Consider the following 19,714-nt stretch of genomic DNA (forward strand, 5'->3'; position numbering starts at 1 on the left):
CACGGCACACCGCGCGGCCCAGTCACGGCATACCGCGCGGCCAGTCGGTTAGGTGGTGACGCGACGTCCACAACTATCGTGCGCGGCATGGCGTCCATACCCCGAGTGCTCCCCACCGACGAGGCGCACGACCTGCTCGCCCTGGTCCGTGAGATCGCCGACGAGCAGCTGCTGCCGAAGGTCGACGAGGCCGAGGCGCAGGCCCGGTTCCCGCGCGAGGTCTTCGCGATGCTCGGGCAGTCCGGGCTGCTGTCGCTGCCCTACCCCGAGGAGTTGACCGGCGGCGCGCAACCCTACGAGGTCTACCTCCAGGCGGTCGAGGAGATCGCGCGCGGGTGGATGTCGGTCGCGGTCGGCGTCTCGGTCCACGCGCTGACCGCCTTCCCGATGGCCACCTTCGGCACGCCCGAGCAGCAGGAGCGGTGGCTGCACGGCATGCTCTCCGGCGACCAGCTCGGCGCCTACTGCCTCTCCGAGCCGCAGGCGGGCTCCGACGTGGCCTCGATCCGCACCCGCGCGGTGCGCGACGGCGACGACTACGTCATCACCGGCACCAAGGCCTGGATCAGTCACGCGGGTCACGCCGACTACTACACGCTCTTCGCCCGCACCTCCGACAAGGGCAGCCGGGGCCTGTCCTGCTTCCACGTGCCCGCCGACGCCGAGGGGCTGACCTTCGCCGAGCCGGAGCGCAAGATGGGGCTGCACTGCGACACGGTGGGCGAGGTGATCTTCGACCAGGTCCGCCTGCCCGTCGAGCACCGCATCGGTGAGGAAGGTCAGGGTATGCCGATCGCGCTCGCCGCGCTCGACGCCGGGCGCCTGGGCATCGCCGCCGCGGCAACCGGCCTGGCCCAGCGCGCCCTGGAGGTCTCGACGGCCTACGCACAGGAGCGCGAGCAGTTCGGCCGACCCATCGGCGACAACCAGGGCCTGGCCTTCCTGCTCGCCGACATGGCCGCCGCCGTGGGATCGGCCCGCGCGACCTACCTGCACGCGGCCCGCCTCAAGGACGCCGCGCAGCCCCACTCCCAGGAGTGCTCGGTCGCCAAGCTCGTCGCCACGGACGCCGCGATGAAGGTCACGACCGATGCGGTGCAGGTGCTCGGCGGCTATGGCTACACCTCCGACTTCCCGGTCGAGCGCTTCATGCGTGAGGCCAAGGTGACCCAGATCTTCGAGGGCACCAACCAGATCCAGCGCGTCGTCATCTCGCGCCACCTGCTCACCGACCGTCGCTGACCGGGCTCCCCGCCGCGCCGACGGACTCTCCGACACACTGGGGGCACGCCCCCGAAAGGAACACCCATGCAGATCACCGACAGCACCGTCGCCCTCGTCACCGGAGCCGCCAGCGGCCTGGGTGAGCAGAGCGCCCGCCGCCTCATCGACGCGGGCGCCACGGTCCTGCTCGTCGACCTGCCGGGTGGCCGCGGCGAGGAGCTGGCGGGCGAGCTCGACGGCGGCTCGGGCCGCGTCGCCTTCGCCGCCGCGGACGTCCGCGACCCCGGGCAGGTCGCAGCCGCCGTCCGCGCCGCCACCGAGATGGGTGAGCTGCGGATCGTCGTGAACTGCGCCGGCGTCGCCACGCCCGGACGCATCCTGTCGCGCCGCGGCGTGCTGGACCTCGAGGCATACCGCACCGTCGTCGAGATCAACCTCATCGGCACCTTCAACGTGCTGCGCCTCGCCGCCGAGGCGATGGCGGCCAACGAGCCCGATCTCGCCGAGCACGGCGATCGCGGCGTCATCGTCATGACCGCCAGCGTCGCGGCCTTCGACGGGCAGATCGGGCAGGCGGCCTACGCCAGCTCCAAGGCCGGCGTCGTCGGGCTGACCCTCACCGCCGCGCGCGACCTTGCCGACAAGGGCATCCGCGTCATGACGATCGCGCCGGGCGTCTTCGAGACCCCGATGATGGCCGGCCTCGGCGACGACGTGAAGGACTCGCTCGAGGCGCTCGTGCCCCACCCCTCGCGCCTGGGCAAGCCGGAGGAGTATGCCGCGCTCGTCGCCCACATCGTCGAGAACCCCATGCTCAACGGCGAGGTGATCCGGCTCGACGGGGCGCTGCGCATGCCTCCGCGCTGAGGTCGCAGCCCGGCCCGGGCATACCCCGTCAGCCGTTCTTGCGCCCCTGCCTCCACGTCTTCCACGCCTCGGTCGACCAGAGCGCCCAGGCGACGAGCACCGGCTGGAAGAACAACCGGGTGAGCCGGGCCTGGTCGGTGTCGAGGCCGAAGCCGTCCTTGCCCTCGACATACTGCGCGATGTTGCCGGGGAAGATCGCGACGAAGAATGCCCCCGTCGCCCAGCCGATCGGCACCTTCCACCGCGGCAGCGCCACCAGCGCCGCGCCCAGCCCGATCTCGGCCACCCCCGAGCCCAGCACGACCAGATCCGGGTCGACCGGCATCCACGAGGGCACCTGCGCCTGGAACTCCTCTCGCGCGACAGTGAGGTGCGAGATCCCGGTGAACAGCAGCGTCCCGCCCAGGGCGATCCTGCCCACGGTCCGCAATGCCTTGCCGATCTTCATGCGTGGCTCTCCTTCGTCGGTGGTCGCAGGTGCCAACGCCGCAACCTCTCGAGCTCTTCCGGTGGCACCGCGAGCAGCGTCACCAACCTCCCCCTGGAGTCGATCGCCTGGACCCGCCAGGCCCGCTCGCCCGGCTGGTCCGTGCGCAGGTCGAGGATGTCGGCACGCGTCAGTCGCGTGACCTCGCTGCCGGACGTGACGACGATCGCGTCGTCCTCCAGCCGGGTGCCGCTGCGCTCGCGCCGACTAGCCCAGACGAGGAACACGCCATACCCGCACCAGAGCGCACCGAGCACGACCTCGATCACGCGCCAGGGCCAAGCGAGAGCCAGCGCCGCGATGGCGCTGAGCACGATCGCGACGCCGAGCGCGGCCCGCAGCGCGGGCAACCAGCGCGGCTGCATGAGCCACTCGCGCGCAGGATCGGTGCCGGTCACCTCACCAGGGTAGGAAGCGTGCCCCGTCGTTGTCCCTCCGAGGAGTCAGCCCCGCTCGACCTCGCTGCGCAGCTTGAGCACCACGGTGCCGTCGTCCTGCTCGATGACGTAGGCCGGGTCGTCCTCGGAGCCGTCGCGCGACACCTCCTGCCCCTTCGTGGTGCGGGTGACCCGGTCGCGGTGGATCTCGCTGACCGTGCCCTCCGCCCAGGAGTCACCCCACTTCCATCGCACCGTCGTGCCTTCGCGGATCGCCATCGTCGTGCCCTTCCTGTCGGTGACGCGTGCTGCGCCCACCGGGCGGAGGGCGCAGCACGCAGGTGGTCTGGTCTCAGCGGACGGTGACGGACTCCTCGAGCTTCAGGGCGACGCCGAGGGCGAAGAAGGTCGGAGCCCACTCCCCCACGAAGAGCCCCCACCGGTCGGCCTGGGCCTTGCTGTCGTCCTTCTTCCCGCGGGAGACGAAGTGGGTGACGAACGACAACCCGATCGAGGCGAATCCCGCGGTATAGCAGTGCTCGGAGCGGAGTCCGTAGGACGCCAGGGTGGTGATCATGTGTTTCCTCTCAATGGTGGTCCGGGGCTGGGACCTTCCATCGTGCGCGAGCCGCGCGCGGACCGCAGAGTGAAGCGGCAGGTATGCCGTCACCGCCCCTTCAGCGCCCGCCTCACCTGACGCAGGTCGTCGGCGGGCACGCCGGGCAGCTCCACGCCGCGTCCGGTCGTGAGCACGGCCACGACCCCGCCACGACGGGAATCTTCCTGGACCTTCGTGATGCTCGCGCCCGGGATCTGCGCCGCGCGGATGCCGTTGTGCAAGAGCAGCCCCTCGGACGAGGCGGTCGTGCTGCCGCCGATACGCAGATAGGCCAGCACGATGAGCACCAGCACCGCCACCCGCAGCACCAACCCGACGACGTCCTCGCCGACAGTCACCCCGCCGCCGGTGTAGCGCTGGATGGTGAAGCCGACGACCAGCACGAAGGCCAGCAGCAGCGCCCACGACAGCGCCTTGGGCCGGTGGCGGGTCCAGGTCATGCCGACTCCCCCGGTCGCAGGTGCGAGGCCAGGAAGTCGATCGCCTCGTCCAGCCGCGGCTCGAGCGGTCGCCCGACCCAGCAGTGGTCGGCGCCCTCGACGATCGACAGGGTCGAGTCAGCGCCGGCCGCGACGAGCGCGTCGTGGATCCGGTGGGCGTCGCTGACCGGCACGACCGAGTCCTCCGTGCCGTGCACGACCAGCGTCGGCGGCGCCCAGCGGCTGGCCTGCGAGCTCGGCAGCAGCGCGTGGACGATCTCGGGCGGCGCGCCCGGCTCCGGCCCGTCCCAGCCGGCGAGGAAGTCGTGGAACTGGTCGTCGGGGGTGTACCACGCCACCAGCGCCGTCGGCACCGGCTGCGGCCCCTCGACCCCGATGCTCCCGATGAGGTCCACCCCGTCGACGACCTCGCCCTGCGCCGCGCGGGCCGGCGCGAAACCCGCCATGCAGGTCAGGTGACCGCCGGCCGACTCACCCCACACCCCGAGGCGCGAGGCGTCGACGCCGAGCTCGTCGGCATACCTCACGAGGTAGCGGATCGCGGCGTGCACGTCGTGCACGCAGGCGGGGAATCGCGCCTCGTGCAGGTGCCGGTAGTCGATCGTCGCGACCGCCATCCCGGCGGCGACGACGCGCTCGAAGAGCTGCTGCTGCGGCCAGAAGAGCGGCAGGTAGCGCCGGTCGCCCTCGTTCCACCCGCCGCCGTGGATCCACACGACCAGCGGCGGGCGCTCGACACCCTCCGGCACGTGCAGGTCGAGCGCGAGGTAGCGGTAGCCGTACTGGATCGCGTAGGCCAGCCCCGTCCAGCTGCGCGCGCCGGCGACCTGCTGCCCCGTCAGCGGCGGGAGGTGGGTCGGTGGAGGCGAGAAGTCCTCCGGCCCGGTCGGGCGCAGCTCGCGGATGTCCATGCACCCACTGTATGGAGTCAGCCGAGCACCCGGCCGGCGGCCTGCTTGGCGGCGTAGACGTTGGTGACGACCCGCCCGGCGAGCCAGTCGGTGAGGCGCCGCGCCTCGGCGGCGAGCACCTCCGTCGCATCGGCTCGAGCTCCCCGAGCGGGAGCACGCGGACCGCCCCGTCGTCGTCCTGCACCCAGGTCCCGACGACACGGCCGCACCACCAGGCGGTCTGCGTGGCGTTGCCGGCGCTGTCGACGACGTAGGGCCGGGCGACGGGGTCGAGGTAGAAACCGCGCCCCTTTCACCCCATGACCGTCGGGTCGAGCGTCGGCAGCAGCGCCGCCCACGGGCCGGGGTCGGGCGTCGGTCCGGTGTCGCCGGGGAGCACCCAGCCGGTGCCGTCGTCGAGGTCGACCTGCTCCGCCTCGGCGGTCGTGAGGGCAACGCGCACGGAGGCCTTGGTCGCGCCGAGCCACCAGACGACGTCGTCCTCGGTGGCGGGGCCGAAGGCGCGCAGGTAGCGCTGCACCAGGTGCGCGTAGCCCTCCTCCGCGCTCAGGGCTGGCTCGTCCGCGCCGAGCCAGCGCCCCGGCGTGGACCAGCGCGGCGGACCCGACCACGGGGTATGCGCCCGCACCACGTCGCCACGGGCGCCGAGCCAGGTGAGCACCCGGGTGGCGGCGGGCGCCTCGAGACCCAGGCGCCGCTGCCCTGGGCGACTCGCCGGTCCAGCTCGGGGACATGGGGGCGCAGCTCGGTGGAGGTCAGCGGGTCCTGCCGGTCCCGGGTGGAGCCCGTGGCGGACGGCGATCCGGCGCCGCCGCTCCTCGTCCCCGAGGTAATCACCTACTCACCAGCAGAGGCAGAACGGGTGGCCCGCGGGGTCGGCATACACCTGGAAGCCGTGCTCGGCGTCGGGCTTGTCGGCCGCCTGGAGCAGCGTCGCTCCAGCGGCCATGGCCTCGTCGTGCGCGGGGCCGAGCGCAGGGACAACGAGATCGAGGTGGACCTGCTGCGGCAGGCCGTCAGGCCACTGCGGCGGCTGGTGGTCCGGGGCGAGCTGGACGCAGACGGGTTCGTCGTCTCCGACGCGGACCGAGCACCAGTCGTCCTCCTCGTGGTCGACGGTGCTGCCCAGCAGGGTGGCCCAGAACGTGGCCTCGGTCTCCGGGTCCGCCGCGTCGAAGACGACCACCCGCATGGTGATGTCCATGGCGCCAGTCTGCGACCGCGAGTCGTGCATGTCGAGATCCAGGCGCGGGGGTGGTGCGCCGGTCGACAGCGGGACATTGACGGCCTCGGTAAACAGGTGTGCCCTGCCAGGCCAGGCCTGGCAGGGCACACTCGAGCGGGCCCCGAGGCGTCGCCTCGGTGCCCGACGTGGCGTCAGAGGACGGTCGTCGACTCCTCGAGCTTGAGGGCGACCCCGAGCGCGAAGAAGGTCGGCGCCCACTCCCCGACGAAGAGGCCCCACCGGTCGGCCTGGGCCTTGCTGTCGTCGGCCTTGCCGCGCGAGATGAAGTGGCTCACGAAGGACAGGCCGATCGAGGCGAAGCCGGCGACGTAACAGTGGTCCGAGCGGACCCCGTAGGACGAGAGGGTGCTGAGCATGGTGCTTCTCCTTGGGTAGGGGTCGCGGGGTTGGGAGTCTCCATCGTCACCCGGGGTGTGGCGGGGCGCAGCGTGAGACGGCTGGCACTGGTCTGCCCGTGGAGCGCTCCGCCGGGCGAGACGCACCGGGCGGTCCTACCGTGGAGCGATGAGCTATCCGCTGACCAAGGCCATGGCGCTGGGCACCGCGGGGTATGCCGTCTTCGCCGCCCTCCGCCCCCGTCACCTCTCTCACGCGCTGGAAGAGAGCGGCGAAGCCGCCCGTGCGACGGACCGGCTCGCGTGGACGTATGCCGTGCGCGACCTGAGCACCTCGGCGCTGGCCTTCGTGCCCGGTATGGCGCCCGTCGCCGCCGTGCTGCGCATCAGTGGGGACGTGGGTGACGCGGCGATCCTGAGCTCCACCGGGCCGGAGTCGGCGCGCGGCAAGCTTGCGGGCGTGCCGCTGGCATGGGGTGCCCTGAATACTGCGGCGTTGATGCTAGACCGTCGAGGTCGCTGACTCTCGTTGCACACCCGTCTCTGCCTAGGTGCTGGAGCGGCGTGGGGAAATCGTCCCTCAACCTGTTGAAAAGACTTCCCACTGCAGCGCGCCGACCTGCACAAACAGCCCAATAAGAGACGTCCAGACCGTTTCGTGCATCATACGTGCATCCTGGCTGGCGCCTCATGACTCGTCTTGACCACCGCGCATGCCGCTCTCCTGCGGGAGGAGAGTCTCACGACACGGCAAGGCGACATGGCGCGGGCGACCTCTCCTTCAGCGGTTACAACTGGCTGCGCCGCACCTGGCCGGGTGCACCGCACTACAACGGCCAGTGGTCCGGCGACAATGTCGGGCTCAACGGCGACGGCACGGTGACGCCGCGGCTCACCAACCCAGGTGGGTCAGCGGTGGCGGCCGAGCTGCTGTCGACGCGCACCGGCTGGGGCTATGGCAGCTACCGCTCGACTTCCGGGCCGACTTCGACGTGGTGTCGCAGTCGGTGGTGTGGGGCAACCTGTTCACCTACGACTCGACCCAGCCGTGGGACGCGAGTCACAACGAGATCGACGCCGGCGAGATCTCGGCCTGGGGCGTCCCGGGCATCGCCCCGCGGCTGACGGCCGGCTACTGGCCGCCGGGACCGACCAACGTGCTCAGCCACCACGAGTCCCTGCCCAGGGGCCTGCGGGTCGTCTTCAGGTCGACGATGACGTTGGGGGGGCCGGGCTCGGTGTCCTTCGCGACGTATGCCGGTGCCACCGCCGCGACCACGCTCATCGCCTCCTCCCGCGTGGACAGCTCGGCCCTGCCGGTCCCCGCTGCCGAGCGCGTGCACGTGAACCTGTGGGTGACCTCGGCCAACGAGGACGACGAGACCGCGACCACGCCCTTCGAGGTCACCGTCACCGGCTTCGGGTTCACCCCGGCCTGAGCGTCGGCCGGCCCGTCCGGGCGCGGTGGCGCTAGGTGCTCGAAGGGCTGGGTCCGTGTGCGGTGGTCGCCCTTGAGGGGCCACGACCGCACACAGGCCAAGGACGACGACGCTCCGAGGTGGGCGAACCCTCCTCGACCGGGCGAACCAGGGGCGGACCGGACCGGGTCACGACCGGTGCCCACCGTGGCTCAGCCTGCGGCCGAACTGTCCGCCCTGAACGCCTCACGCGTGAGCCGGCGGTGGGCGGCCACGACGTCGTCCAGCTGCCGGTAGGCCCGCTTCTCCAGACTCCTGAACTCCTCGGCGTCCAAGCCCAGGCTGTCGGCATGGGCGGTGAGCGAGCGCCACAACCCGGACTTGCCGCTGATGCCCGACTGGACCAGCTCGAGCTCCAGAAGGGGCGTCAGCGGTGAGCGACGCCGGAGGCGGCCGTTCGTCTTGAGCCGCCCGGCAAGCTCCCCGGTGCGGGCCAGCAGCAGCTTGGCGCCGCTGCGCTCCAGGCCCAACGACCTGATGACCTCCACGAGCCGGCTGCGGTCCTCGCTCACCTCCTGCAGCAGCTGGGCGATCTCCCCGGCGACCGGCAGGTCACCGTAGTTCTGGTGCATCATCGTGAGCCGCTGGACCATCCCCGTGGCACCCGTCAGGTGGTCCTCCAGGTAGATCTGCAGCAGCTCCCGCTCGGGCGGGTCCTCTGCCCGCTGTCCTGACGACGTCATGGCCGCCCCTCCTGTCGCACTGGGCCCCGCGGGCTGAGCCCACGCGCACGGCCGGACCGATGCTCTCCCCGCTGTGTCCTCACCCCTCGACCCTAGGCAGCCGGCCGGGTCTGGCAACCCGAGCCGCCACCGTCAGGGGTGCATGCCGTGCCGTCCCGGAGGGTGCGGCATGCAGCGCGTGGGCAGAATGGACCGGATGCGACGGGGACAGCGGGCGTGACGGCGACGGCGGAGAGCGGCCTCGGCATCAGGCACCCGCGGACGGTCATGGTCGCCGTCGCGGTGATCCTTATGACGCTCGGTTGCGGCCTCGGGTGGTGGACGTCCGTGCAGGGTGGCCCCCTGCCCGTGGACCTCTGGTGGAACAGCGTGGTCACCGATGCGCGACTACCGCTGTTGCTCGACGCAACGCTCGTGCTGGACCGGCTGGGCGCCGGGGTCGTCGGGGTCTACGTCATACCCCTCGGCGCGGCCGTGGCCCTGGCCGTCTCCGGCCGACGCTGGTCCGCGGCATACCTCCTCGTCGCGCTCATCGTGAGCGCCCTCCTGGTGCAGGCCCTCAAGCACGCCTTCGACAGGGCACGGCCCGACGGCCTGCTCGTCCCCGTCGACGAGGGGTCCTTCGCCTCGGGCCACACCGCCAACGCGGCCACCCTCGCCGTCGTGGCGCTGCTGCTGTACCCGGCGTTCTGGGTGCGGGTCGTGGGCGTCGTCACCGTCACCCTCATGGCCCCTCGCCGACCACGCGATCCGCCGCCACCACCCCGAGGCCGCCGCGGCCGAGAATCCCTACCTCGCGCTCTTCGAGGCGGTCGTCGCCGGCCAGGCGCAGCTCGTCGCCCGGTGGATGCTGGTCGGGTTCGTCCACGGGGTGATGAACACGGACAACATGACGATCTCCGGGGAGACCATCGACTACGGACCGTGCGCGTTCATGGAGGCCGTCGACCCGGCGACGGTCTACAGCTCGATCGACACCGGCGGACGGTATACCTACGGCAACCAGCCCGGCGTCGCCCAGTGGAACCTCGCTCGCCTCGCCGAGGCGCTGCTCCCCCTCCTGCACACCGAGGAGGAGCAGGCGGTCGATCTGGCGATGGGCTGCCTCGGCACGTTCTCCGCGCAGTTCGCATCGGCCTGGTCGAGCGGCATGAGGGCCAAGCTCGGCCTGGCGGACTCGGTGAGCGCCGAGGTCGTCGAGCCCCTGGTCGCCGACCTGCTGAGCCTCCTGCAGGCTAACCACGTGGACCACACCTCCTTCTACCGCCAGCTCAGCGACGCGGTCCGCGGCGACGCCGAGCCGGCCCGCAGCCTCTTCGTGGATCTGGCGGGTTTCACGCCTGGGCCGAGCGGTGGCTCGACCTCGATCCGCGCGCCGAGCAGATGGACCGGGTCAACCCCGTCTACATCCCCCGCAACCACCTGGTCGAGGAAGCTCTCGCAGCCGGCAGCGACGGCGACCTCGGGCCGATGGTCCGGCTCCTGGGCGCCGTCACCGACCCCTACCGGGAGCGCCCCGGCCTCGAGCGGTATGCCGAGCCTGCGCCGGCGGACTTCGGTCGCTACCGGACGTACTGCGGCACCTGACTCACCGCATACCGGGACTGCAGCACCGAAGGCGGCTATCGGCAGATGGAGCGCATCACTGTTCCCAGGGAGCACCCCGCCGGTATGTCCCGATGCTCCACTCATGGCCCTCTGGGTCGAGGACCCGCGCACGTCGGGTCCCCCACTCGGTCTCCTCGGGAGCGAACACCTGGGTGCCACCTGCTTGCAGCGCACGGGCATACCACTCGTCGACCTGGCTCGGGTCGGAGAGCCAGAGGTACAGGCCACCGCCTGTGCTGCGACCCCGGAGACGGGGAACGTCGTAGTCGTCGTCAGCACTGGCGACCATCGGCACCACGTCTCCCCAGCGCACCTCCGCGTGGAGCACCGCACCGCCGTCGCCGTCCTGACGCGCGACGACGCTGACCCCCACCTGCTCCAGCCATCTCAGCCCGGCCTGGGCGTCCGAGTAGCTGAGATCGGCGTGCAGTGCCGGATCACCGTCCTCGAGCCCGATCATGGCGCTGCCGCACGCCACCGTCACTGCCTGATCAGGTCGACACAGGCCCGTGGGTCCAGGAAGGACTGCGGCGCTGGGTGCTGCCGGTCCCCCCCGGGTCACCCCTGCAGCAGCGACTGCGCCCCGTCGACCCACACCTCGGTGCCGCTGATGTGGCCGGCCGCGTCCGAGGCGAGGAAGGTCACCAGCTCGGCCACCTGCTGCGCAGAGCCCGGGGTTCCTGCGGTGAGCGGGATCTCCCCCTGCGGGAAATCGACCGGGATCTTGACGTCCTCGTTCGCGGCCCGCGTGTTGTCGTCGATCTCGGTGTCGATCGCCCCGGGGCACACCACGTTGAGGCGGATCCCGCGGGGCCCGAGCTCGACGGCCAGCATCTTGGTCATGGCGACCTGGCCTGCCTTGCTGGCGGAGTATGCCGTGGCGCCGGAGTTGGAGAACATCCGCGTGCCGTTGACCGAGGAGACCACGACGACCGAGCCGCCGCCGTCGGCCAGGTGCGGCACCGCGTGCTTGATGGTGAGGAACGTCCCGACCAGGTTGATGTCGATGGTGGACCGGAAGTCCTCGACTTCGAGGTCCTCGATGCCTGCCCAGGTGCCGTTGACCCCGGCGTTGGCGACGACGACGTCGAGCCTGCCGAAGCGCTTGATGGTCTCCGACACCATCCGACGCGCGTCGTCCTCATCGCTGACGTCCCCGGTCACCACCAGGGCCTGAACGCCGCTGGCCTCGAGATCGGCCGCGACCTCCTCCAGCTCCTCCCGGGTGCGACTGACCAGGGTCACGTCCGCTCCCTGCGCAGCCAGTGCCCGTGCACTCGCCTCACCGATGCCGGACCCCGCACCAGTCACCAGTGCGACCTTGCCCTTCAGCATGCTGTGCTCCTCTCCTGCCGTCGCTCGTGATGAGACGGCCCGACCCAACCTACGAGGTGGGCCAGGGATCGGCAGTGCTCCGACATCACCGAGTTCGAGCACCGAGAAGTCATGCAGTGTCGCTGAGTCCTGCCGCCCTTCGCGCTGCCCGCGCTTCCGCGACCTTCGCAGCTCGGGCCCGCTCCATCCGAATCTGAGGATCCTGGCGAGGATCCAGGCGGGGCGGGCCGAAGAAGATCAGCAACGTGTACTTGACCCTCCAGGTGAAGCGATACCACAGCGACAGGCCGTCACGCTCGAACCGTGCACTCATGGAGTCTCCATATTATTAGTGGACGAAGAGTTCGTATGCAGTGTAACGGTGCTCGTCGGCTACGGTGTCACGCATGACGCCCGCTCAGCAGCCGACTCCCGAGCCGACGCGTCAGGATCCGCTGGAGCTAGATCAGCAAGTCTGCTTCGCCCTGGCCGTGGCCTCTCGCAACGTCATCGCGCTCTACCGGCCGTTCCTCGACCCCCTGGGCATCACGCACCCGCAGTACCTGGTCATGCTCGCGCTGTGGGAGGAAACGCCAGTGAGCCTGGGTCGACTGAGCCGACGCCTCTGCCTGGAGCCGGCCACCGTGTCACCGTTGCTCAAACGACTTCAAGCGCGAGGTCTGATCACACGCGAGCGCCGCCCCGAAGACGAGCGTGCGTTGGACATCTGCCTCACCCCCCGGGGTCGCGAGATGCGAGCAGAAGCCGAACGCATCCCCCCAGGGATCCTCGCCACGCTCGAGATGAGTCTCGAGGAGCTGGAAAACCTACGTGACGTGCTCCACCGCCTGATAGACGCCACCACCGGGGCTGCGGCGGACTGACACGGGCTCGCTCACCCCGGCGCTTGCACACGATTGCGGGACCCCACGCTGCTCGCCGAGGCCAAGAGGTTCACGCATCTGTTGACAACACACCCGTGCTCAACGGGCTGACCGGGACTGCCACCAGACCGGGGGCAGTCCCTCGCGGTGATCGACTTGAGCAGCCCGTCCGGGCCGGTCAGGTCCTCACCGCGGGCCCAGGCGGCCTTGACCAGCTCTCGGACCGCGGCCTGCTCGGCCTCGCTGCGCGAGGCCGTCTTCTTCACCTTCTCGGGCATCGAGCTCACGCTCGTGATCTTCTCGGTCATCGCATGACCTTCCCCGCCAGCCGTGCCCGCGTGACGCTCCTATGGTCTGTCAAGCGTCGGCGGGGGCAGGGTTGTGCTCGAGGAGCCGGTAGAGGTCTCGGGCGATGTAGCGCTTAAGGCAGCGTTTGATCTCTCGCGGTGTCTTGCCCTCAGTGGTGCGGCGGGCGACGTAGGCGGCTGTGTCGTGGTGGTAGCGGATCCGGGAGAGCACGATGGTGTGCAGGGCGCGGTTCAGTTGTCGGTCGCCGTAGCGGTTGAGCCGGTGGCGGGTGGTGACCTGGCCGCTGGTGGCGGGGATCGGAGCGACGCCGGCGAGCATCGCGAAGGCCGCCTCGGAGTGGATGCGGCCGGGGTGGGACCAGGAGCACAGCACCGTGGCGGCCACGATCGGGCCGACGCCGGGCTGTGCGAGCAGGTCGGGTCGTCAGGAGCGGACGATGGCCAGGATGGCCTTCTCGTGCTCGGCGGCCTCCACGGTCAGCGCCTGGACACGGCGGGCGAGTGAGCGCAGCGCGGTGACCGTGCTGAGGCTCTCTACGTCCCAGCCGGCCTGGACGCGTAACCGTGAGGCGATGCGGATCATGGCGGGCAGCCTCTGTCCGCGGAACCGGTCCCGGATGTGCTCCGGGGCCGCGATGACCAGGCTGAACGCCTGACGTTGGGCGTCGGCGGAGGCCTTCACCGCCGAGCGCCGCGCGGCCAGCAGCACCGACAACGCCTGCCGGTCACCGCCAGCACGTGGGGTGCCCAGCCGTGCCCGTGACAGGGCCTCCCGGGCAGCTCGGACCGCGTCCAGCGGGTCCGACTTGGCTCCGTTGCGCCGGTGCGCGCGCTCGGGACGGTCCAGCTCGACCACTAGCTCCTCGCGATCGGCCAGATGGCGAGCCAGGCCGGCGCCGTGCCCGCCGGTGCCTTCGATCGCCCACGCCCGCAACATCGCGTGCTCGTCGGCGAACTCGACCAGCTGGGCGTAGCCGTCCGCGGTGGCCTCGACGGTGACCTCATCGAGCACCCCACCAGTGTCGGTCTCGACCACGGCGGCCGAGTGGGTGTGGACGTGGGTGTCGACGCCGATGATGACGTCGACGACCTCGCGTAGATCGGTCAGACTGGGCATTGCGTTCTCCTCCTTGCCGAACGGGGACGTGGTTCCGGTCCGGGGCGGAGACTCGGCAGGACTGTGATGAGACACGTCCGGGCGCCGTTAACGCCAGGACGGTCAAGCTCCTGATCAGGCCAGCTGCTCCGACCGGGCCGGGGCCGGCGACCGCGAGCGGACAAGTCACGACGAAGGCACGAAGCCAGTCAGGCCAAGGGTCACGCTCGCAGTCACCAACCCACAGCCCATCACCATCAGGCTGCGAAGGGAATCCTCACAGTCAGGCCAGAAACACCATTCAGCCGACAGTCCCTGCCTTCACCGCAGTAGGCCGGAGTCGCGTGCAGAAGCGACGGCGGCGGTGCGGGAGGAGACGCCGAGCTTGGTGTAGATGTGCACGAGGTGTGATTTCACGGTCGCGTCGCTGATATGCAGTCGTGCCGCGATGTCGTTGTTCGTCGCGCCGTCTGCGACGAGTCGCAGCACTTCGGTCTCGCGGGCGCTGAGGTTGGGTTGCGGGGAACGCATCCGGGCGAGCAGTCGTCCCGCGATCGCGGGGGCGAGGGCGGTCTCGCCTGCGGCTGCGGCGCGGATTGCAGCGATGAGCTCCTCGAGTGGGGCGTCTTTGAGGAGGTAGCCGCTGGCTCCGGCTTCGACGGCGCCGAGGATGTCGCTGTCGGTGTCGTAGTTCGTGAGCACCAGCACGGCAGGCGGATGGTTGAGTGCGCGAATGCGGCGGGTCGCGTCGGCTCCGGTCTGGTCGGTGCCGAACTGCAAGTCCATGAGCACCACGTCCGGTACCAGATCGCTCGCGAGGGCGACGACATCGTCAGGGGTTGCCGCTTCCCCGATCACGTCGAGGTCGGGGTCGCCTGAGAGCATCGCCCGCAAGCCCGTGCGGACGACGGGGTGGTCATCGGCAAGCACGATCCGGATCACGATGCCGCCTCGCTTCCGGTGAGAAGCGGCAGTCGCGCGGTGACCGTGGTGCCCTGTTGAGGGGCCGAGGCAATGGTGAGGGTGCCGTCGAGTTGTTCGAGGCGCTCACGCATGGCGTGCAACCCGAAGGAGTCAGCCTCGTGCGAGTCAGCGACCGCGGAGGACACCTCAAAGCCGCGGCCGTCATCGCGGACCACCAGAGATACCGTGGCGTTGTCTCGGGTGAGTTCGGCGGTGATGCGGGTGGCATTCGCGTGGCGGATCGTGTTCGAAAGCGCGCCCTGAAAGATTCGCAGCAGCGCGATCTGGGTTCCCATCGGCAAGTCGAGTTCCTCGGCACTCACCTCGACAGGGATGGACGCGCGGTCGGACTGTTCCTGACCGAGGCGGTGCAGGGCGGGGGCGAGTCCGTCGCCGAGGCGGGTCGGGGTGAGCTCGCGGATGATCTGCCTCGTGTCCGCGAGGCTGTCGGCCGCGGTCTCACGGGCGAGCCGCACGTACCCGGCACCGGGTTCGGGGGTGTCGCGTTCAGCGGCACGCAACAGCATCTGGATCGAGGACAGGCCCTGGGCGACGGTGTCATGAATTTCACGAGCGAGCCGGGCGCGCTCCGCCAGTGCGCCCTGTTCGCGTTCGGTCTGGGCGAGTTGCTGCCGAGTGCGGATCAGCTCGGCAACGAGCCGTTCGCGCTCTTCGGCTTCACCCCGAAGCGCACGGTAGGCGAGCCCGATCAGTAGGGCGACGCCGGCGCCCACCAGTGGGCCGATCACCCCGCCGACGCTGAACCCGAGATGGAGGCCGAGGGCGAGGATCGCGAACGCGGTCGTGACCACGATCGCCGCGACCCCTCCACGTCCGGGCAGGACGTGGAGGTAGAGGAAGAACAGCGGGAAGACGAGGTACGCCCCATCGGGGCTCAGCCACATCAGCACCGCCCACAACAGCGTGAGCGCGGCGATCCAGCCGACGGCGGCACCGCGCCGGGAGACTCCTGACTCGCCTTGTGTCCGCGCCGCCCATGCACCGGCGAGATACACCGCGACGAACGCGATCCCCATGACCAGTGTCCATGTCGCAGCCGGCGAGGAGACGACGTATGCGCGCACAACCGTGAAGCCCGCGAGCCCGATCAGGAGGGTGTGCAGGCCGAACCGGAGACCGGTGAACACCGGGGCAAGGGTCGAATGCGACATGAGGCTCCAAGCCTATGCGAGCGGTGTTGCCCGGCCATCAACCGAAAGTTTGACCGTGAATCCCGTGGTTTGGGCGATGTCCGGCCCTGCCTGCGCGAAGGAGGGTTGAAGGGTAGCTCGGGCAGAGTGCGCGAGCGGAAAGGCATCATTGTGTTCGTCGCGTGGAGAGAGTTGCGGTTCGCCCGCGGCCGGTTTCTCCTCATCGGGGCCGTCGTCGCCCTGATCACCCTGCTCGTCGGCTTCCTCTCCGGCCTCACCGGGGGTCTGGCCGCACAGAACATCTCCTCAGTGCTGCAGTTGCCCGGGGACCGGCTCGTGCTGCAGCAGCCCGAGAACGGCGACCCGAGCTACGCAACCTCCTCCCTCGACGAGAACACAGTCACGGCATGGGAACAGGCGGACGGGGTCGAGTCGGTGACACCCATCGGGATCGTCCAATCGCGGGCCTCGGCCAGCGGCACCGACGACCCGACCGGGGTTGCGCTCTACGGGCTGCCGCAGCATGCCCCCGGTACCCAGTCGAACCCCCTGTTCGACCTCGCCCCGGTTCACGACGACCAGGTCGGTGTCTCCTCCGGGGCCGCCGATGGTCTCGGCGTCGAGACTGGTGACACGATCTCGATCACCGGCACTGATTTCACCGTCAGCGTCGTCGGCGATGATCTTTGGTACAGCCACACCCCGGTCATCGCCTTGACCCCGGAGGCGTGGAGCGAGGCAAGTCAGCGCGTCGGCGGCACAGGCGAAGCGACGGTGCTCGCCGTCACCGGAAACGCAGAATGGGAGACCATAGGTGCAGCAACCGGCACGGTCGCCGAAACACCGCTGGCGAGCTTGACCGCCCTGGAAGCGTTCCGATCCGAGATCGGGTCGCTCGGGCTGATGATCGCGATGCTGTTCGGGATCTCCGCCCTCGTCGTAGGCGCGTTCTTTACGGTCTGGACGATGCAGCGTGCCAGCGACATGGCCGTGCTCAAAGCCCTCGGTGCGACCACCGGGTCGCTCGTGCGCGACTCACTCGGCCAGGCGTCCATCGTTCTGGTCGCCGGGATCGGTGTCGGCCTCGCCGCCGTGATCGGGCTCGGCACCCTCGCGGGGCAGGCGCTCCCGTTCATCATCAGCCCGATCACCACTCTCGCCCCAGCCGTCGTGATGGCGGTCCTCGGCCTCGCAGGAGCCGCGTTCGCGCTGCGCTCCGTCACCAAAGCCGACCCCCTCACCGCCCTTGGGAGCAACCGATGATCCAACTACAGAACGTCACCCTCACCTTCCCCGACGGGGAGAACCGCATCACCGCCGTTGACAACGTCACCCTCCGCGGGACCAACGGCACCGTCACCGGCATCACCGGCCCCTCCGGGTCGGGCAAGTCCAGCATCCTCGCCGTCGCCGCGACCCTCCATCGCCCCGACTCTGGCGGAGTTCTCATCGGCAACAGCAGCGACATGATCGACGCCGCCCAGCTCTCGAAGCACGAGGCCACGCAACTGCGCCGTGAGCGCATCGGCATCGTGTTCCAGCAGTCCAACCTGCTGCCCGCGCTCACGGCGCGCGAGCAGTTGCAGGTCATGGCCAGGCTCGGCGGCGGCACCAGCCGGAACAAGCGAGCGAAGATCGACGCCCGTGTCGACGAACTCCTCGACGCCGTCGGCCTCACCGAGCACGCAGGCAAGCGCACGCACCAGCTCTCCGGCGGGGAACGGCAACGGGTCGCGATCGCCCGCGGCCTCGTCCACGAACCCGAAGTCCTCCTCGTTGATGAGCCGACCAGCGCCCTGGATCAAGAACGCGGAGCGAAGATCATGGAACTCATCTCCCGCCTCACCCACGAACGCGACACCGCCACCCTGCTCGTCACCCACGACCTCGGGCACCGCGACACCCTGGATGATCTCGTCACGGTCGTCGACGGGCGTATCACTACCCCAATCGCTGGGGGCGCGCCTACACGCTGAAATGGACCGCTGAGCAGTGAGAAAATAGGAACATCGGGTAATTCGGGACCGCTGCAGACCGAGCCCCGCTGAGTGGTGGGCTTTGAGGTGATGCTCGTTGCCTACCGGTCGCCTTCTTGGAGGGCGACGGTCTCAGTATCGCTGGTGGGGTAGAGCTTGGCCATGGAGCCTTCGGAGAGGTAGCGGCGTTCGTCGACCTGCCACTCGTCGTGGGTGTCGGCCAGGACGGCCCCGATCAGGCGGATGACGGCGGCCACGCCCGAGGGAAGATCCCGACGACGCGGGAGCGTCGCTTGATCTCCTTGTTGACCCGCGAGGGGGTTGGTGGACCAGATCTTGCGCCAGTGCTCGCGCGGGAAGGTCGCGAACGCGAGGACCTCGGACTTGGCGTCGTCCATCAGCGGGCCAGCCAAGGAGACGATGACAACCGGCTCATGGCCCGCGCGCGTGACGACGACCTCCTCGCGGTCGTTGGTGACCCCGTCGAGAACCTCTGCCAACGGGCTCGCGACTCGGTGTAGCTCATGGGTCTCGTTATCCCGCCCGGGCCCCGACAAGAAGCAGGGCGTGCTTCTGGACTCGCCGATGCAGCCGCGGATTACCTACTTCATGTCCGGAAGCGCAGCTGGTTCTGCTGTCCTGGACGACCTGACCTCGAACGTGCAGTTCTCAATCCGCGCATCCGCGAATGAGCCTGGTGAGAGCATCAGGGCGGCCCGGCGGTGTGCCGCCTCATGCCCAGGAACGCACGCGTCAGCCCCACCCCGAGTGGGATAGGGCCGACGCGGGTGGGGTGTGGGTCAGTGGTTGCGGTGCTGGTCGGGCAGGTCGGTGTCGATCTGCTCCTTGCGGACCTCGTCGCTGACCTGCTGCTCCTCGGTGACGGTGTCGGTGTCGAGACGGACCTCTTCGACGGGAACGGTCTCCTTGTCGACGACAACCTGGTCCTCTGTGAGGGTGACTTCCTGCTCGTCCTCGCCGATGTCGGCCCCGGACAGGCGGTCCCGGTCCTGCTTGTCGAGGGGCTCGCGTTCGATGCGGACCTCCTCACGCTGGACGGGGACGGTCTTGGTGACGTGCTCGGTGACGACGTACTTGCGCAGGCGAGCCTTGCCGGTGGTGACCTTCTCGGTGCCGACGTTCAGCTGCTCCTCGGAGCGGACCATGCTGGCGTCCGAGTCGGTGTCGTAGGTGCCGCGCCCAGTGCCGTCGGCGCCTGCGGCGGTATCCGTCCTGTCGGTCATGCCCGTTCCGGTGTCGGTTCGGCTGGTGGTGCCGGTGCGGGTGTCTTCCTGGTCACGCGCGGCTGGTGCGCCGTTGTTCGCGTTCTTCTGGCCGTCCCGGCCGCCGTAGTGGGAGTACAGCTCGCGCTCTTCCTCCACGGAGATGTGACCGTCTTCCTCGACCCGGGGGGCGTCCTTGACCTGGTCCTTGGTGTACGGCACCCGGACCTCCTGGTCCCGCACGGTGGCACCCTGCAGGGGCACGAAGGACTCCGAGGTGCCGAAGAGCCCGGTCTTGACCGTCACCCATGCGGGCTCACCGGTCGAGTCCTCCAGGTAGATCTGGCCGACCTTGCCGACCTTCTCCCCATCCTGGTCGACGACCACACCGCCGTTGTGCAGGGACTGGATCTGTTCCTCGTTCCACATGCGGAAACCTCCTGTGATGGTGGCCGGCGCCCTGATGCACCGTCCGTTTACACCGTAAACGTAAGCCCCCGACGATGACCCCGCAACCCAGACGG

Annotated in this window: 26 protein-coding genes and 3 pseudogenes; 9 read left to right on the top strand and 20 right to left on the bottom strand. The window is 69.9% G+C overall.

The window, feature by feature from the left end; all coding sequences use genetic code 11:
* Positions 1 to 87: 87 nt before the first annotated feature.
* Both AC5PYY_RS00975 and AC5PYY_RS00980 read left to right on the top strand, forming a co-directional pair.
* Positions 88 to 1,242, top strand: a complete 1,155-nt coding sequence (locus tag AC5PYY_RS00975; protein WP_493897975.1) for an acyl-CoA dehydrogenase family protein — start codon at positions 88 to 90, stop codon at positions 1,240 to 1,242.
* Positions 1,243 to 1,308: 66 nt separating this feature from the next.
* The gene (locus tag AC5PYY_RS00980; protein WP_493897976.1) at positions 1,309 to 2,091 is read left to right on the top strand and encodes an SDR family NAD(P)-dependent oxidoreductase; all 783 of its coding nucleotides are present in this window, start codon (positions 1,309 to 1,311) and stop codon (positions 2,089 to 2,091) included.
* 28 nt (positions 2,092 to 2,119) lie between these two features.
* On the opposite strand, the gene AC5PYY_RS00985 is transcribed toward AC5PYY_RS00980, so the two are convergent.
* From AC5PYY_RS00985 to AC5PYY_RS01025, 9 genes are all read right to left on the bottom strand, one after another.
* Positions 2,120 to 2,539 (bottom strand): DoxX family protein, encoded by a 420-nt coding sequence (locus AC5PYY_RS00985; protein ID WP_493897977.1) that lies wholly within the window; start codon positions 2,537 to 2,539, stop codon positions 2,120 to 2,122.
* Positions 2,536 to 2,976, bottom strand: a complete 441-nt coding sequence (locus AC5PYY_RS00990; RefSeq protein WP_493897978.1) for a hypothetical protein — start codon at positions 2,974 to 2,976, stop codon at positions 2,536 to 2,538. The genes AC5PYY_RS00985 and AC5PYY_RS00990 overlap by 4 nt, the downstream gene beginning before the upstream one ends.
* Positions 2,977 to 3,021: 45 nt before the next feature.
* Positions 3,022 to 3,234, bottom strand: a complete 213-nt coding sequence (locus AC5PYY_RS00995; protein WP_493897979.1) for a hypervirulence associated TUDOR domain-containing protein — start codon at positions 3,232 to 3,234, stop codon at positions 3,022 to 3,024.
* A gap of 73 nt (positions 3,235 to 3,307) precedes the next feature.
* Entirely contained in the window at positions 3,308 to 3,532 is a 225-nt protein-coding gene (locus AC5PYY_RS01000) for a hypothetical protein (protein WP_493897980.1), read from the bottom strand.
* Between the two features lie 89 nt (positions 3,533 to 3,621).
* On the bottom strand, positions 3,622 to 4,014 hold the full coding sequence (locus tag AC5PYY_RS01005) for a hypothetical protein (RefSeq protein WP_493897981.1): 393 nt from the start codon (positions 4,012 to 4,014) through the stop codon (positions 3,622 to 3,624).
* Positions 4,011 to 4,925 (bottom strand): alpha/beta hydrolase fold domain-containing protein, encoded by a 915-nt coding sequence (locus AC5PYY_RS01010; RefSeq protein ID WP_493897982.1) that lies wholly within the window; start codon positions 4,923 to 4,925, stop codon positions 4,011 to 4,013. Before AC5PYY_RS01010 ends, AC5PYY_RS01005 begins: the two co-directional genes overlap by 4 nt.
* 292 nt (positions 4,926 to 5,217) lie before the next feature.
* The gene (locus tag AC5PYY_RS01015) at positions 5,218 to 5,727 is read right to left on the bottom strand and encodes a DNA glycosylase AlkZ-like family protein (RefSeq protein ID WP_493899303.1); all 510 of its coding nucleotides are present in this window, start codon (positions 5,725 to 5,727) and stop codon (positions 5,218 to 5,220) included.
* Between the two features lie 39 nt (positions 5,728 to 5,766).
* Positions 5,767 to 6,129 carry a VOC family protein gene (locus AC5PYY_RS01020; protein ID WP_493897983.1) on the bottom strand — a complete coding sequence of 121 codons (363 nt, stop codon included), beginning with the start codon at positions 6,127 to 6,129 and terminating at the stop codon, positions 5,767 to 5,769.
* 173 nt (positions 6,130 to 6,302) lie between these two features.
* Complete coding sequence (locus tag AC5PYY_RS01025) at positions 6,303 to 6,527, bottom strand: hypothetical protein (protein WP_075814566.1); 225 nt, start codon at positions 6,525 to 6,527, stop codon at positions 6,303 to 6,305.
* Positions 6,528 to 6,675: 148 nt separating this feature from the next.
* Here AC5PYY_RS01025 and AC5PYY_RS01030 point away from each other — a divergent pair, with 148 nt between their 5' ends.
* Together AC5PYY_RS01030 and AC5PYY_RS01035 are read left to right on the top strand one after the other, a co-directional pair.
* Entirely contained in the window at positions 6,676 to 7,029 is a 354-nt protein-coding gene (locus tag AC5PYY_RS01030; protein WP_493897984.1) for a hypothetical protein, read from the top strand.
* A 472-nt stretch (positions 7,030 to 7,501) separates the two neighbouring features.
* The gene (locus AC5PYY_RS01035) at positions 7,502 to 7,945 is read left to right on the top strand and encodes a hypothetical protein (RefSeq protein ID WP_493897985.1); all 444 of its coding nucleotides are present in this window, start codon (positions 7,502 to 7,504) and stop codon (positions 7,943 to 7,945) included.
* 191 nt (positions 7,946 to 8,136) lie between these two features.
* Here AC5PYY_RS01035 and AC5PYY_RS01040 read toward each other — a convergent pair whose 3' ends face one another.
* On the bottom strand, positions 8,137 to 8,667 hold the full coding sequence (locus tag AC5PYY_RS01040; RefSeq protein ID WP_493897986.1) for a hypothetical protein: 531 nt from the start codon (positions 8,665 to 8,667) through the stop codon (positions 8,137 to 8,139).
* Between the two features lie 387 nt (positions 8,668 to 9,054).
* Positions 9,055 to 9,234: a hypothetical protein gene (locus AC5PYY_RS01045; RefSeq protein WP_493899406.1), complete on the bottom strand. Its 180-nt coding sequence runs from the start codon at positions 9,232 to 9,234 to the stop codon at positions 9,055 to 9,057.
* On the opposite strand from AC5PYY_RS01045, the pseudogene AC5PYY_RS01050 reads away from it, so the two are divergent.
* Together AC5PYY_RS01050 and AC5PYY_RS01055 are read left to right on the top strand one after the other, a co-directional pair.
* Positions 9,217 to 9,327, top strand: a pseudogene (locus AC5PYY_RS01050) (phosphatase PAP2 family protein); the annotation flags it as partial. The gene AC5PYY_RS01045 and the pseudogene AC5PYY_RS01050 overlap by 18 nt on opposite strands.
* 73 nt (positions 9,328 to 9,400) lie before the next feature.
* Positions 9,401 to 10,254, top strand: a pseudogene (locus AC5PYY_RS01055) (protein adenylyltransferase SelO family protein); the annotation flags it as partial.
* Positions 10,255 to 10,309: 55 nt separating this feature from the next.
* Here AC5PYY_RS01055 and AC5PYY_RS01060 read toward each other — a convergent pair.
* Both AC5PYY_RS01060 and AC5PYY_RS01065 read right to left on the bottom strand, forming a co-directional pair.
* A complete protein-coding gene (locus AC5PYY_RS01060) occupies positions 10,310 to 10,735 on the bottom strand; it encodes a VOC family protein (protein WP_493897987.1) in 426 nt (141 codons plus the stop codon).
* 98 nt (positions 10,736 to 10,833) lie between these two features.
* Positions 10,834 to 11,610 (bottom strand): SDR family oxidoreductase, encoded by a 777-nt coding sequence (locus AC5PYY_RS01065; protein WP_493897988.1) that lies wholly within the window; start codon positions 11,608 to 11,610, stop codon positions 10,834 to 10,836.
* 386 nt (positions 11,611 to 11,996) lie between these two features.
* Here AC5PYY_RS01065 and AC5PYY_RS01070 point away from each other — a divergent pair, with 386 nt between their 5' ends.
* Positions 11,997 to 12,473 carry a MarR family winged helix-turn-helix transcriptional regulator gene (locus tag AC5PYY_RS01070; RefSeq protein ID WP_493897989.1) on the top strand — a complete coding sequence of 159 codons (477 nt, stop codon included), beginning with the start codon at positions 11,997 to 11,999 and terminating at the stop codon, positions 12,471 to 12,473.
* A 143-nt stretch (positions 12,474 to 12,616) separates the two neighbouring features.
* Here AC5PYY_RS01070 and AC5PYY_RS01075 read toward each other — a convergent pair.
* The 5 genes and pseudogenes from AC5PYY_RS01075 to AC5PYY_RS01095 form a co-directional block, all read right to left on the bottom strand.
* Positions 12,617 to 12,781 (bottom strand): annotated as a pseudogene (locus AC5PYY_RS01075) (IS256 family transposase); the annotation flags it as partial.
* A gap of 49 nt (positions 12,782 to 12,830) precedes the next feature.
* Positions 12,831 to 13,196, bottom strand: a complete 366-nt coding sequence (locus AC5PYY_RS01080; RefSeq protein WP_493899304.1) for a transposase — start codon at positions 13,194 to 13,196, stop codon at positions 12,831 to 12,833.
* Positions 13,197 to 13,205: 9 nt separating this feature from the next.
* Positions 13,206 to 13,898, bottom strand: coding sequence for an IS110 family transposase (locus tag AC5PYY_RS01085; protein ID WP_493897990.1), 693 nt, complete (start codon positions 13,896 to 13,898; stop codon positions 13,206 to 13,208).
* Positions 13,899 to 14,198: 300 nt separating this feature from the next.
* Complete coding sequence (locus tag AC5PYY_RS01090; RefSeq protein ID WP_022925119.1) at positions 14,199 to 14,819, bottom strand: response regulator transcription factor; 621 nt, start codon at positions 14,817 to 14,819, stop codon at positions 14,199 to 14,201.
* On the bottom strand, positions 14,816 to 16,012 hold the full coding sequence (locus AC5PYY_RS01095; protein ID WP_493897991.1) for a sensor histidine kinase: 1,197 nt from the start codon (positions 16,010 to 16,012) through the stop codon (positions 14,816 to 14,818). Before AC5PYY_RS01095 ends, AC5PYY_RS01090 begins: the two co-directional genes overlap by 4 nt.
* Before the next feature lie 150 nt (positions 16,013 to 16,162).
* On the opposite strand from AC5PYY_RS01095, the gene AC5PYY_RS01100 reads away from it, so the two are divergent.
* Together AC5PYY_RS01100 and AC5PYY_RS01105 are read left to right on the top strand one after the other, a co-directional pair.
* Positions 16,163 to 17,254 carry an ABC transporter permease gene (locus AC5PYY_RS01100; protein ID WP_493899305.1) on the top strand — a complete coding sequence of 364 codons (1,092 nt, stop codon included), beginning with the start codon at positions 16,163 to 16,165 and terminating at the stop codon, positions 17,252 to 17,254.
* Positions 17,251 to 17,967, top strand: a complete 717-nt coding sequence (locus AC5PYY_RS01105) for an ABC transporter ATP-binding protein (protein ID WP_493897992.1) — start codon at positions 17,251 to 17,253, stop codon at positions 17,965 to 17,967. Before AC5PYY_RS01100 ends, AC5PYY_RS01105 begins: the two co-directional genes overlap by 4 nt.
* A 101-nt stretch (positions 17,968 to 18,068) precedes the next feature.
* Here the strand turns inward: AC5PYY_RS01105 and AC5PYY_RS01110 are convergent, their stop codons facing one another.
* Together AC5PYY_RS01110 and AC5PYY_RS01115 are read right to left on the bottom strand one after the other, a co-directional pair.
* Positions 18,069 to 18,467 (bottom strand): transposase, encoded by a 399-nt coding sequence (locus AC5PYY_RS01110; protein WP_493897993.1) that lies wholly within the window; start codon positions 18,465 to 18,467, stop codon positions 18,069 to 18,071.
* 300 nt (positions 18,468 to 18,767) lie between these two features.
* A complete protein-coding gene (locus tag AC5PYY_RS01115; protein ID WP_493897994.1) occupies positions 18,768 to 19,619 on the bottom strand; it encodes a DUF2382 domain-containing protein in 852 nt (283 codons plus the stop codon).
* Between the last annotated feature and the right edge of the window lie 95 nt (positions 19,620 to 19,714).

The sequence above is a fragment of the Serinicoccus sp. JS2-9 genome, from assembly GCF_059025165.1.